The sequence below is a fragment of the Alteromonas sp. V450 genome (genome assembly GCF_001885075.1).
GTDB lineage: Bacteria > Pseudomonadota > Gammaproteobacteria > Enterobacterales > Alteromonadaceae > Alteromonas.
The window spans coordinates 3,711,350-3,724,024 of the sequence record NZ_MODU01000004.1 but is presented as its reverse complement, the minus strand read 5'-3'; the positions used below and the strand labels follow the sequence as shown (position 1 = coordinate 3,724,024).

Sequence of the window (12,675 nt, the reverse complement as noted above, 5' to 3'; positions counted from 1 at the left end):
CGAGTGTATTGCGTTATGCTAATTTAATAATACTAGACCGTCCAGTTTGATAATTAATTATCTTTAAAAAAATGTGAGAATGTAGTGAAAACAAAAAAACAAGGCCGACCAAAGAGCGAAGAGAAATATAAACTCATACTCCACACGGCTTCTCAATTATTTCTACAAACTGGATTCGCCAACACCTCTATGGATGCTGTTGCTAAAGCGTCTGGCGTGTCGAAACAAACGGTTTATTCGCATTTCGAGAGTAAAGACGCTCTGTTCAAAGCCGCCATATCGTCTAAATGCAGCATGTATCAACGCGATTCAATGCGGCTTTCAAATTCTACTTCGCATTCGTTATACGACTGTTTGTGCCAAGTTGGCTCTCAATTTATTCGCCTACTTCAAGATCCGCAGAGCATTGCAATTTTTCGTGTGATTATTGCTGAGGCGGTTACCAATTCCCATGTTGCAACGCTTTTTTATCAAGCGGGACCACAAGCGTCTCAAGCCACATTAAGTGAACTTATCGCGCAATTTGGCGAGGGCGCTTTGTCAGCACAAATAGCACATGAATTGGCTATAGACTTTTGCTCGCTGTTAAAAAGTGAACACCACACCATGATGCTTTGTGGTATTCAATCCCCCATGAATGATGAAGAAATAGACGAGCATGTAAAAAGAGTGGTGAACAAAACGCTTCTTTTGTTTTCTCACTTTAAGTCGCTAGGGCAAAATGCCTAACAGAACCGCTTTACTTTCGCGTGGCAACCTGCTCTTGAGCCCTGTTTATTATGCTGGTTGCCAACGTTCAACATGAACCATTAAAACGCTGTCATTCCCAGCTCAGATAATGACTTATTTAAGCCGGTAATATACACTATTGGCGTTTTCTTTGATGAATGAGAATCGCATGACAGATTTTACTGGTAACCATATTCTTTCGGTTAATCAATTCGATCGCGAGGCCATCGAAAGAGTGTTCTCTGTTGCGGTTTCTATGCAACCTTATGCCAAACGTCAAAAACGAACCACCGTGTTAGATGGTGCGATACTGGGGAACCTTTTTTTCGAGCCAAGTACGCGCACACGAGTAAGCTTCGGCACTGCTTTCAATTTGTTAGGCGGGGAAGTGAGAGAAACAACAGGGATGTCGAGCTCAGCACTGGCTAAAGGTGAATCGCTTTATGATACAGCGCGAGTGTTGAGCGGCTATTCGGATATTATCGCTATGCGCCATCCTTCGGCAGGGTCTGTCGCAGAGTTCGCTGAAGGGAGTCGTGTCCCCGTTATTAACGGCGGAGATGGTGCGAACGAACACCCCACCCAAGCCCTTCTGGACCTATTTACTATAAAAAGAGAGCTCGAGTTCAACGGCAATGGCATTGACGGCTTGCACATTGCCATGATTGGCGACCTACGGTACGGACGTACAGTACACTCTCTATCACGACTTCTTTGCTTGTTTAACAATGTGCGTTTCACGCTAATATCGCCAAAAGAGCTCGCAATGCCTCAACCTATCATTGATGCTATTGAGAACGCTGGCCATCAATTAACGATAACGGAAACACTTGAAGGCAATATGGATGCTGATATTTGCTATCAAACGCGCATTCAAGAAGAGCGATTCCCTTCACAGGAAGAAGCAGACAAATATCGTGGAAAATTCAGACTAAACCAGTCTATTTACACCAAACATTTTCAATCAAAGACCGTTATTATGCATCCCCTGCCTAGAGATTCCCGTATAGAGGCAAATGAACTTGATAACGATCTAAATCTTAATCCAAACCTCGCCATCTTCAGACAAACCGACAACGGTGTTCTTGTAAGAATGGCACTATTCGCGTTAACACTTGGTGTAGAAAACCTAATCACCAAGTATGAAAAGGACGTGGTTTGGTACAGCAATAAGAGTAAGTAATTACATGCAAAAATCTGAAGCCCTATTTACACGCGCACAAAAAACCATTCCAGGTGGAGTGAACTCACCGGTACGCGCATTCAAAGCTGTTGGTGGTACCCCTCGCTTTATTACGAAAGCGGATGGCGCATATATGTGGGATGCCGATGGCAAGCAGTACATAGACTACATTCAATCATGGGGCCCGATGGTACTAGGGCACAATAACCCGCAAATTCGCGAAGCAGTGATAGAAGCGTCTTACAACGGATTATCATTTGGCGCGCCCACAGAAGCCGAAGTCATCATGGCGGAAAAAGTGAGTCAACTTGTGCCCTCAATGGAAATGGTGCGCATGGTTAATTCGGGCACCGAGGCCACCATGTCAGCGATTAGGCTAGCTAGAGGCTATACAAGTCGCAATAAAATAGTTAAGTTTGAAGGTTGTTACCACGGACACGCCGACTCGCTTCTTGTAAAAGCAGGTTCTGGAGCGCTTACGCTAGGCGTTCCAAGCTCTCCTGGTGTACCAAGTAACGTGGCAGAGCATACTCTTACGGTAGAATACAACAATATTGACAGTGTAAAAGAAGTCTTTAGCGCTCACGGCGACGATATCGCTTGTATTATTGTCGAGCCTGTTGCTGGCAATATGAACTGTATTCCTCCTGTGGAAGGTTTTCTTGAAGGTTTACGCGAAATATGTGACCAATACGGTAGCGTGCTTATCTTCGATGAAGTAATGACAGGTTTTAGAGTTTCTCGCGGTGGCGCTCAAGAACGTTTCAATGTAAAACCAGACTTAACCTGTTTAGGCAAAGTTATCGGTGGCGGAATGCCGGTAGGTTGTTTCGGTGGACGCCGTGATATTATCACGCATATCGCTCCAACGGGCCCTATTTATCAAGCCGGTACGCTATCTGGTAACCCTGTAGCCATGGCAGCAGGTCTAGCTGCTATGCAACAAATTGAACAGCCTGGCCTTTATGATTCAATATTTGAAAATACGCAAGCATTGGTAGACGGATTTCAATCACTTGCGGATAAGCATGGCATTAGCTTAACCACAAACGTTGCAGGCAGTATGTTTGGCATATTCTTCACTGATGTAGAAAAGGTGACAAACTATAAGCAAGCCATCAACTGCAATATAGCGCAATTTAACAAATTCTATCATGGTATGCTTGATCACGGGGTGTATCTTGCGCCGGCATCGTACGAGGCAGGCTTTGTATCTAAAGCCCACGATGAGGCTGTTATTGGAAAGACGCTTGACGCGGTAGATAAAGTGTTCAGCACGCTTAAGTAGGTGTTTTTCTAGAAGTGTTGCGATAGGTTTCCATGTGAGCTTTTGCTCAGACCTATCGACTTTTGGTCCCCATTCTCGCGGGCTGGTATTACACGCGAAAATTGCTTAATCTAGTATATAAAGTATACGAAAAGCATTTTGGGGTCCAGGGAAGTTAGCGGCGCCGTATCCATGTGTGGTTTCTAATCGTCTAGAGGCATAATTAAATGCCCATTAATACAGAAGTTATATAGCGTTATGTTTGCAATGGAGTGGATCGTTGGCATTTTTTGCCTTTTCTTTTTGTACTGTGTATTTATCACAGTACTGCTTGTTAAGAGAAGCCGTCGGTATGCCCGTCGCGTAAAACAGTTCGAAGCTCGTCACCGCTCTTTCAACGAAAATATTCTTAACTCGCAAAATGAGAGCGAGTCTCGTTTTCAGGCAGCGGCTGATGAAGCGCTGCGCTTAACGCGTACTTTTCAAAAATTTGTTCCAAAGCAATTTGTTGAACACATGGCAACAGCCAATGTGGATGATTTGGGTTTAGGCTATGCGTCGGAAAACGAAGTAGCCATCATGTTCTGTGATATTAGGGGCTTTACAGGCTTTTCTGAAAGAATTACCCCTCACGAACTGATGAATTTTTTGAATTCGTACTTTACCCGTATGAACGACCCCATTCATCAAAACCGCGGCTTTATCGATAAGTTCATGGGTGATGCTATTATGGCACTTTTCGATCACCCAGGCGGCAGCGCTCAGCAAAAAGCAATAGATGCTATCAATGCTGCATTAGACCTTAGAAAAGCGCTGAATATTTACAACGGCCATAGAAAAAATAGCAACTATACAGCTGTGAATATTGGCATAGGCATACATTTTGGCCCAGTGATTATGGGCACCGTCGGTTCAGAAGATCGCATGGACACAACGGTTATCGGTGATAGTGTTAATATTGCATCAAGACTTGAAGCACTGACAACAAAGTACGAAGCCGACATTGTTGTTAGCGCGCAAGTACTTCAAACCATCGGCGATAGTTGTGAAATTAACACGCGCTTACTTGACTGGGTAAAGGTAAAAGGAAGGCAAGCTCCTATCGAAATTTACGAAGTACTTAGTCACCTGCCGCAGGATGAGCAGTCGTTGAAGCTTGCTGTGCAAGCAAAAATAGCGGCTGGATTAGCCTGTAGAATTAATCAAGAGTGGGACGAAGCTATTGCGTTCTTCAATGCAGCATTAGAGATAAACCCCGACGATTCGCTAGCTCATCACCACATTGATGTTTGCAGCATATACAGAAACTTAGAACTTTCGGACGACTGGGATGGCGCCTTAGTACTCCAATAGTTAAACGCTACGAGGATTGCTTAGCCTGTTGATGTATGAAGTTTATCGACGGGGCAAAAAAAGCCGCTCCCGTTTCTGCGCTAGTAAAATCTAACCATCGGTCGTAGTCTCCTTCGCCATTTCCATAAATCTGACTGTGTAGCATTTGCTTAAAAGGGCGTGCACTTGCACTACAACTGACAAAAAATAGCCCCTGTGATGCCATATCGCCGTAGGGCATACCTTGTTTAATAAGGCGTGGTTCATCGCTATCTAACGCAGCACTGCTTGCTCTTACACAGTGGGACGATTCTGATTGCTCACTGCTTGTTAAATTATGTTCCTGCGTGGTGCCCATTACCTGCTCTTGTTGACGAGTCGACAAGCTATGCCAACGACGAAGGTCATGCCTGTAACGTTGCACATGGACGTAGCTGCCACCGCTGAAGTCTGGATCATCATCACTAATTATTGCAACCTGCCGACGTTTCATTCCCCGAGGGTTATCGGCGCCATAGATATATCCATTGAGATCTCGACCATCAAGGTAACGAAACCCTCGAATCTGCTCCACAAGCTCTACATGCAGCCTTAGCAGGTTCATTACCTCAATACCTACGGCGTGACATATATCAAGGCGGTCTGCGCGAATTTGAATAAACAGGTCATAGGGCATGGTTGGCGCGCTTCGGTCTTCACATTGCATGTCAGGAAATGGCGCAAGTTCAATAGGAATCAATCCTGGATAAATCTCCGACCAATACCCAGTACCAATAGCAACCAAACCGGTAACCATTGCTTCATAATGCTCATTCTCAAAATGCTCAAAAACATTCAAAACGCGAGATAGTTTGGCCCTGACCGCTTCGCTATCATCGTCGACAACATTTAGCAATAAATACTGAGCATGTAGGTTTGGCTCAGCACAAAGGCCTTTTTGTGGTTGTGTCATTGCTGCTCTTTTTCTATTTTTGTATTCGAACGACCGTACAACATTGTGTTTAAATCATATACCACGTTACAGTGTGCTCAATAGCCAGCAGCTTGTCCATCTTTTCGGCTTTCAGATGCGCCCAAGTACACTTCTTTTTGTGCATCCCACGCTATAGCTTGATAACCACCAAACGCGCCCACGACCCTTCTTAGCGTATGGCCTTTTTCCATTAGTTCACGCTGAACAGCTTCATCAAAGCCCGATTCTAAACTGACATAACCGCCGTCTAACATGAGCTCACCGGTCGGACTGCTTGAGCCACTGTGTAAAATGCGAGGTGCATCACCCGCTTCTTGCAGATTCATACCAAAATCAAGAATATTAACGATAATTTGGGCGTGCATTTGAGGCTGCGTACCCCCTCCCATTACTCCAAAACTCATCACTGGCTCTCCATTTCTTGTGACGAAAGCCGGAATTATTGTGTGGAATGGACGCTTTCCCGGACGATATTCATTAAAATGGCCCTCTTCTAATGTAAACATTTCACCGCGATTTTGAAGAATAAAGCCTAGGCCAGGTGGCGTCATTCCAGAACCCATTCCACGATAGTTACTCTGGATAAGAGATACCATGTTTCCGTCTTTGTCTGCCACAGTAAGATAGATAGTGTCGCCCTCGTAAATGCCGGCATCCACTCGCGTTGCTGCCTTCTCGGCATTAATAAGCTTTTGTCGTTGTTGTGCATAGGCTTTTGAAATGAGCCAGTTCACTGGTATTTCATTAAAGTCGGGGTCTGCGTAAAACTTAGCCCTATCCTCAAACGCAAGTTTTTTCGCCTCTACAAACGTGTGAACGTATTCCGATGAATTAAAGCCCATACCCTCAATATCATATTGCTCTAAGATATTTAGGATCTGTAATGCTGCAATGCCCTGACCATTGGGGGGCAACTCCCAAACATCATAGCCTCGGTAATTAGCAGAAACCGGCGCTATCCATTCTGACTGATGAGAAGCCAGATCCTGATATGAAAGAAAGCCGCCTTGCTCCTTCATATACACATCGATAGTACGAGCAATATCGCCTTTGTAAAACGCGTCTCGTCCACCCGTAGCAATTTTTTCATAAGTAACTGCTAAGCCAGGGTTTTTAAAAACATCCCCCTTTTTAGGCGCTTTCCCATTAACTAGAAATGTGTCAGAAAACCCGGGGTAATGCCCTATTCGCTCAACATTTTTTTCCCAATAATAGGCAATTAATTCAGAAACGGGAAAACCTTCTCGTGCGTACTCGATAGCGGGTGTCAACAACGTTGCCATCGGTAGCTTGCCGTACTTGCTGTGAAGCTCGAACCATCCGTCTACCGCGCCAGGAACAGAAACTGGTAACGGCCCAAACTTAGGAATTTTATTATGGCCACGCTTTGCAAAAACATCTTTGGTAAGTTGGCGAGGCGAGCGACCCGACGCATTTAAACCTGCTAACTTTTTTTCTTTTGCATCCCATACAATTGCAAACAAATCTCCGCCTATACCGCAACCTGTGGGCTCAACAAGGCCTAGCATTGCATTTGCCGCTATGGCGGCGTCAACAGCACTGCCTCCTTTCTTTAATATATCGAGCGCCACCTGAGTAGCTAAGGGCTGACTTGTCGCTGCCATCCCGTTTTGTGCGATAACTTCAGATCGGCTGGCGAATGGCTGGCCAGTAATGCGGTCGTAAGCACATACCGACGTCGTTAAAAAAATGAGCACGAGTAGTGGTAGTTTTAAATGGATCGCCATAGCAATTTTCCGTTGTTATTTACGCTTCCTCGCTGCTTTTAATAGCGCTAGTGGCAAAGCGAAGATAATTACGTTTAATAGTAATTTGTACAGTGTCTATGCACCTAGTCTAGCGCTTTACGGCAAGCGCGCATAGATAGCTCACTCAACGAATATACCGCGACAACGAAAAAAGCCCTGCAGGTGCAGGGCTTAAACGAAGTAATAAGGCATTATTAATATTGTTTAGTTTGCCTAATCGAGACTCTTTTACGAACGGCTGCTTGTAAAGTCTGGGTATGCTTCCAGACCACATTCGCTCATGTCTACGCCGTCGAATTCTTCCTCTTCGCTCACACGTACACCCATTACCGCTTTGATTACTAGCCATACAACTAGGCTCACTACGAATACCCATACAAAGATAGTCGCTGCACCAATTAGCTGACCAGAAATACTTGAACCATCGTTTGTGAAAGGTACAAGGATTAGACCAAGAAGACCTACTACGCCGTGAACCGAGATAGCGCCCACTGGGTCATCGATTTTTACTTTATCAAGTGCAACGATGCTAAGTACAACTAGGATACCGCCAAGTCCGCCAAATAAAGTGGCTTGTAGAGGCGTTGGTGTAGAAGGCTCGGCTGTGATTGCCACAAGACCAGCTAGCGCACCGTTAAGTACCATTGTAAGGTCAGCTTTGCCGAATAGAATACGTGCTACGATAAGTGCAGCAATAGCACCACCAGCCGCCGCAGCGTTCGTGTTCATAAATACGATAGCAACCGAGTTTGCACTTTCAACCGTTGCAGTAGCCAGTACTGAACCACCGTTAAAGCCAAACCAACCCATCCATAAGATAAATGTACCTAAGGTTGCAAGCGGTAGGTTGGCACCTGGAATCGCATTTACTTTACCGTCAGCGGTGTATTTACCTTTACGAGCACCTAGTACAAGTACACCAGCAAGGGCTGCAGCTGCACCAGCCATGTGAACAATACCTGAACCTGCAAAGTCAGAGAAACCAAGGTCGCCAAGCGTATACATACCGAATACTGCTTCGCCGCCCCATGTCCAAGCACCTTCCATTGGATAGATAAAGCCCGTCATAACAACTGCGAACGCTAGGAATGCCCACAGCTTCATACGCTCAGCTACCGCACCAGATACAATAGACATTGCTGTTGCAACGAAGACTACCTGGAAGAAGAAGTCAGCAGAAGGTGCATACGTTGCTGGCTCTTCAGCGACACCTGTCGCGCCATCAGCCATGATACCGCTTAGGAAAGGACCCCAGTCGCCGCCACCGTACATAATGCCGTAACCGCAAATCATGTACATGGTACAAGCGATAGCGAATAGCGCCACGTTTTTAGTTAGAATTTCTGTGGTGTTTTTCGCTCGAACAAGACCTGCTTCAAGCATTGCAAAACCTGCAGCCATCCACATAACCAATGCACCGCAGATTAGAAAATAAAAGGTATCTAGCGCATACCCAAGTTCAAAAGTGATTTCCATTATGGTTTTCTCCGCAAAAATATCGTTGTGGCTTACAGCGCGTCGCTATCCGACTCACCAGTTCGAATACGAACGGCATGTTCAAGGTCGTAAACAAACACTTTGCCGTCTCCAATTTTGCCTGTTTTGGCAGCGCCAACGATGGCTTCTACCAGGCGTTCTACTTGATCATCCTGAACAGCAATTTCCAGTTTGACTTTAGGTAGAAAATCCACCTGATATTCCGCTCCGCGGTAAAGTTCAGTGTGTCCTTTTTGACGTCCAAAGCCTTTTACTTCGGTCACGGTCAAACCGTCGATACCGATTTCTGAAATGGCTTCACGGACATCATCTAGCTTGAACGGCTTGATGATTGCTGTGACTAGTTTCATGAGATGCTCCCAGATTGTTTTGGTTATTCTGTGATTTATGGTCGTGTTTCCAACTATCTGAAGATAAACCAAGAGCCATGCCATAAATAATTTTCATTAAAAATCATAGATATAGTCACAAACAGGGAGACCATGCACAAAAATATTGCACGCTAATGGTGCATAGCGATAAAAATGCCCAACAATGAAGCAGCCAGATGAAGTATTGAGGTAAGGTAACTAAAAAGTACGATGAAATTAGGATGGAACTATTCAACAGTACCCATGGTCTGTTGTTTACTATGACGTCTATCACGCCTTCCTTTTTTGCGCCACAGCGCAGCATTGAACATCATGCCCTTGCAAAAAAAATGGCGTGGCGACCGCTATTAATTTCGGGTTGCGCACATATCTTCGTTGTCATCGTAGTGGTCATTCTCTCTCAGTTGAGTATCGATGATAAAAAAGCGCGAGTGAGTGTTTTAAAGCAAACGCCCGAGATTAGCGCCAGGCTATATTATCCTCCTGCGCTGCGCCCTGCTGCCCAAGCTGAACCTCAAGACATCAAGACAGTCGATGTTTCCACAGAAAAGCAAGAAATTAGGCTGAAGTTAGATGTCACGCAAACCACTGAAATACCTGATAGTAAAAATAAAACATCTGAAAACCCTGTAGCCAAGCAGCAAAAAGATAGTGGGCCCGAAATACCGCAAGTACCCATAGAAAATAAGCCAACTATAACGCCGCCAACGCTTACGCTTTCAAAAGATGCAAATCGGCGCGCCGGAAAATTGAATTTGTCCGTAAAAGACGGCACCGCACAATACCTTGACAAATATCACAGCGATAGAATAGCCCAAGATGCTAAGCAAGCAGCAAGCGATTTTCAGGAGCGTAAAAATAGTCCGGTGCTTTATGGGCCAAGCACACAGCAAATACAAGCTACCGAAAATAAACGCCCATCAAAACGCGTAAACTGTAGTAGTTCCATTAATAAAACCTTGGCGATTTTGAGTAGTTTTGCCAAAGGTACCCTAAAATGCACCAAAATGGACGACCACAAACGTTTTATAGATTCCAGAGTAAAAAAAGTCCCTGAACAGAGAGAGCGAAATTAGGCGTCTCTATGAATGATTTGTCGCATATCTGATAAAAACGTAAACGCAGTTACTTTCTTTTAAAAAACTTAGGAGACTGTCCGAAGTATGCTTTGAACCGCCTGCTGAAGGCGGATACATCGTCGTAGCCTGTTAGCTGAGCGATACTCAACATGGGTGCATCAGTGTTTCTTAACAGGGCTTTGGCCTTCTCCATTCTTACTTTTGCAAGGTAGTCGCGCAAACTAAGCCCGGTGGCCTCTTTAAAACGTACTTTGAATTGTGTGGTTCCCATACAGGCAACCTCTGAAAGAGACTGCTGCGAATGCGACGCCCCTAAATCACAATGTATATGGCTTAACACCCGGGTGATTCGTTTATCTGTACCCGCTCCTACTTTGCTTTTTGCCAATAGCACCTGAAATAACGTCGCCATTTCCTCTTGTCCGTCAAAAGCGTAATTCGTTAACTGCACTTCAGCAAAACTCAAAAAAGCCTGAAGCGCAGCATTAACCTGAAAAATAGGCGACCGTTTATCTTGCAACTGCGTAGGTACTGAAAGTAAATCAGCAACCACAAACTTTGCATTTTCGTTTGCACTAAAATTATGTACTTCAAGCGGCGCAATGCACACCCCCTCTCCCACACCAACACTGCCTGTAAAATAATCTTGCGCTATTTCGATATGACCGTTTATAGGCAAAACCAACTGGTAAAAAGGGTGTGTGTGACTGCGCGCTTCTCTGGCATAGGAACGAACTGAAAGCGAGGGTAATTCCGTTGCTTCTACTGTTTCTCTGTCGGTAATCACACTGATTTATCCTATTTCTCTAATGTCATATTATTCATAAGTTGCCAAAGACAAGATGCTGCGCGTATTCTTTGTATACCGCCATTACTAATCGATTGTCGATTAACAATGTTTGTGAAACACAAAAACAGCATACTTAATAAAAATAGATACAAGGAAAATCACTGTGGCCGCAGCTAACTTACTAGCCCTACTAGATGATATTGCAACGTTAATGGATGACATTGCAACAATGTCGAAGGTAGCAGCACAAAAAACGGCAGGGGTGTTAGGCGATGACCTTGCTGTGAATGCCGACCAAGTTCAAGGCGTAAAAGCCGAGAGAGAACTTCCGGTGGTGTGGGCCGTTGCAAAGGGATCTTTATTTAACAAAGCTATCTTGATGCCTGCCGCGTTAGCAATCAGTGCATTTGTCCCTTCGCTCATTACTGTGCTTTTGGTATTGGGTGGGCTCTATCTATGTTTTGAAGGAGCAGAAAAACTCTTACATAAGTATTTACCTCACGATGATGATATCGAAGAGCGAGAAGCCAGAATAGACGCGCTTGCCCACCAAGATGTCGATATGGTCGCTTTTGAAAAAGAAAAAATAAAAGGTGCGATAAGAACGGACTTTATACTGTCTGCAGAAATCATCGTTATTGCTTTAGGAACCGTAAGTGATGCACCACTGACTACTCAGATCGGTGTACTGGTTGCATTAAGCTTAGCGATCACGCTAGGCGTATATGGGCTGGTAGCGGCACTGGTGAAAATGGACGATCTTGGCCTTTATATGCTGCGCAAATCGTTAACAGGTTCAATGAATACAACGCAACGACTCATTGGTCGTACGCTGTTGATAGCAGCACCCGCTATGATGAAAACACTCGCTATTGTGGGTACTGTTGCGATGTTTTTAGTGGGCGGAGGTATACTTACACACAGTATTGATGCACTTCATTACGTTAGTGAGTGGTTTACTGCGCTCGCGCCGAACATCACACTTCTAATGTCAATCATCGCAGACGGCATAGTAGGCATCGTTGCCGGAACGTTGCTTGCGCTAGCCGTAACGACATACGGTAAATTTAAAAAACACTAGGCGCAAACACGCTGATACCATTTCGCATAGATCAGTACCTACTGAGCGAGCGTTAAAATGTTCGTAATTGCGGCGTGTTACCGCAGGTATAGTGGTTCTGCGTTAAGGTGCTACAACATAGAGTACGGACATTTTAAACTCGCCCAACAGCAAGGTCTGGCAAACTTCCTAGCTTCATTCTGAGAATTTGAAAAGGGACAGCCAATCCTGCATTCCCACGCTGTGCTAGGAAACTTGCCAGCGCCTTCTGAGTGGGCAACTACCTATGCGAATTGGCATTAGCCAATTTGACCAACCTAGTTGCTAAAATCGCCATTTTTTAGCCTTCCAAATTTCATTAGCGACATTTAAAAAACACTCAAAAAAATAAAGTTATTTTAATTCAACAACTTAATTGCAAAATAAAAAATGGCACATCCCTCGCAATAGTAGAATTAAGAAGAACAAATTGATTAGTTAAATGAGTGATGTGCTGTTAACCATTCGTCACCATGTATCTTGAGTTTCGAAATGAACTCACTCTTTTAACGACACTTTTGAACTCTCAGCAATACGATATCTGCCGTGCAGTAGGTTTTAAGTGCAGTGTCTAACTTTTATATTT

11 protein-coding genes are annotated in these 12,675 nt (G+C 44.5%); 6 read left to right on the top strand and 5 right to left on the bottom strand.

The window, feature by feature from the left end; translation table 11 throughout:
• Window positions 1-84 precede the first annotated feature (84 nt).
• From BK026_RS16370 to BK026_RS16355, 4 genes are all read left to right on the top strand, one after another.
• Window positions 85-729 carry a TetR/AcrR family transcriptional regulator gene (locus tag BK026_RS16370; RefSeq protein ID WP_071816793.1) on the top strand — a complete coding sequence of 215 codons (645 nt, stop codon included), beginning with the start codon at window positions 85-87 and terminating at the stop codon, window positions 727-729.
• 169 nt (window positions 730-898) lie between these two features.
• Entirely contained in the window at window positions 899-1,912 is a 1,014-nt protein-coding gene (locus BK026_RS16365) for an aspartate carbamoyltransferase (RefSeq protein WP_071817728.1), read from the top strand.
• 4 nt (window positions 1,913-1,916) lie between these two features.
• Window positions 1,917-3,200, top strand: coding sequence for a glutamate-1-semialdehyde 2,1-aminomutase (gene hemL / locus BK026_RS16360; RefSeq protein WP_071816792.1), 1,284 nt, complete (start codon window positions 1,917-1,919; stop codon window positions 3,198-3,200).
• Between the two features lie 246 nt (window positions 3,201-3,446).
• Window positions 3,447-4,532 (top strand): adenylate/guanylate cyclase domain-containing protein, encoded by a 1,086-nt coding sequence (locus BK026_RS16355; protein WP_071817727.1) that lies wholly within the window; start codon window positions 3,447-3,449, stop codon window positions 4,530-4,532.
• Window positions 4,533-4,539: 7 nt separating this feature from the next.
• Here the strand turns inward: BK026_RS16355 and BK026_RS16350 are convergent, their stop codons facing one another.
• From BK026_RS16350 to glnK, 4 genes are all read right to left on the bottom strand, one after another.
• Window positions 4,540-5,463 (bottom strand): Dyp-type peroxidase, encoded by a 924-nt coding sequence (locus tag BK026_RS16350; protein WP_071816791.1) that lies wholly within the window; start codon window positions 5,461-5,463, stop codon window positions 4,540-4,542.
• A 77-nt stretch (window positions 5,464-5,540) separates the two neighbouring features.
• Complete coding sequence (ggt, locus tag BK026_RS16345) at window positions 5,541-7,232, bottom strand: gamma-glutamyltransferase (protein ID WP_071816790.1); 1,692 nt, start codon at window positions 7,230-7,232, stop codon at window positions 5,541-5,543.
• A 249-nt stretch (window positions 7,233-7,481) separates the two neighbouring features.
• Entirely contained in the window at window positions 7,482-8,729 is a 1,248-nt protein-coding gene (locus BK026_RS16340; RefSeq protein WP_014997086.1) for an ammonium transporter, read from the bottom strand.
• Window positions 8,730-8,761: 32 nt separating this feature from the next.
• The gene (gene glnK / locus BK026_RS16335; protein WP_012516988.1) at window positions 8,762-9,100 is read right to left on the bottom strand and encodes a P-II family nitrogen regulator; all 339 of its coding nucleotides are present in this window, start codon (window positions 9,098-9,100) and stop codon (window positions 8,762-8,764) included.
• 242 nt (window positions 9,101-9,342) lie between these two features.
• Here glnK and BK026_RS16330 point away from each other — a divergent pair, with 242 nt between their 5' ends.
• A complete protein-coding gene (locus BK026_RS16330; RefSeq protein ID WP_071816789.1) occupies window positions 9,343-10,197 on the top strand; it encodes a hypothetical protein in 855 nt (284 codons plus the stop codon).
• Between the two features lie 49 nt (window positions 10,198-10,246).
• Here BK026_RS16330 and BK026_RS16325 read toward each other — a convergent pair whose 3' ends face one another.
• Window positions 10,247-10,987, bottom strand: a complete 741-nt coding sequence (locus BK026_RS16325) for an AraC family transcriptional regulator (protein ID WP_256253868.1) — start codon at window positions 10,985-10,987, stop codon at window positions 10,247-10,249.
• Between the two features lie 166 nt (window positions 10,988-11,153).
• Here BK026_RS16325 and BK026_RS16320 point away from each other — a divergent pair, with 166 nt between their 5' ends.
• Entirely contained in the window at window positions 11,154-12,071 is a 918-nt protein-coding gene (locus tag BK026_RS16320; RefSeq protein WP_071816788.1) for a DUF808 domain-containing protein, read from the top strand.
• Window positions 12,072-12,675 lie beyond the last annotated feature (604 nt).

Bases quoted from the DNA above. Each gene is read 5' to 3' on its own strand.
- hemL (WP_071816792.1), top strand. From the start codon at position 1,917: ATGCAAAAATCTGAAGCCCTATTTACACGCGCACAAAAAACCATTCCA.
- BK026_RS16350 (WP_071816791.1), bottom strand. From the start codon at position 5,463: ATGACACAACCACAAAAAGGCCTTTGTGCTGAGCCAAACCTACATGCT.
- BK026_RS16330 (WP_071816789.1), top strand. From the start codon at position 9,343: ATGGAACTATTCAACAGTACCCATGGTCTGTTGTTTACTATGACGTCT.
- ggt (WP_071816790.1), bottom strand. From the start codon at position 7,232: ATGGCGATCCATTTAAAACTACCACTACTCGTGCTCATTTTTTTAACG.
- BK026_RS16355 (WP_071817727.1), top strand. From the start codon at position 3,447: ATGGAGTGGATCGTTGGCATTTTTTGCCTTTTCTTTTTGTACTGTGTA.
- BK026_RS16340 (WP_014997086.1), bottom strand. From the start codon at position 8,729: ATGGAAATCACTTTTGAACTTGGGTATGCGCTAGATACCTTTTATTTT.
- BK026_RS16365 (WP_071817728.1), top strand. From the start codon at position 899: ATGACAGATTTTACTGGTAACCATATTCTTTCGGTTAATCAATTCGAT.
- glnK (WP_012516988.1), bottom strand. From the start codon at position 9,100: ATGAAACTAGTCACAGCAATCATCAAGCCGTTCAAGCTAGATGATGTC.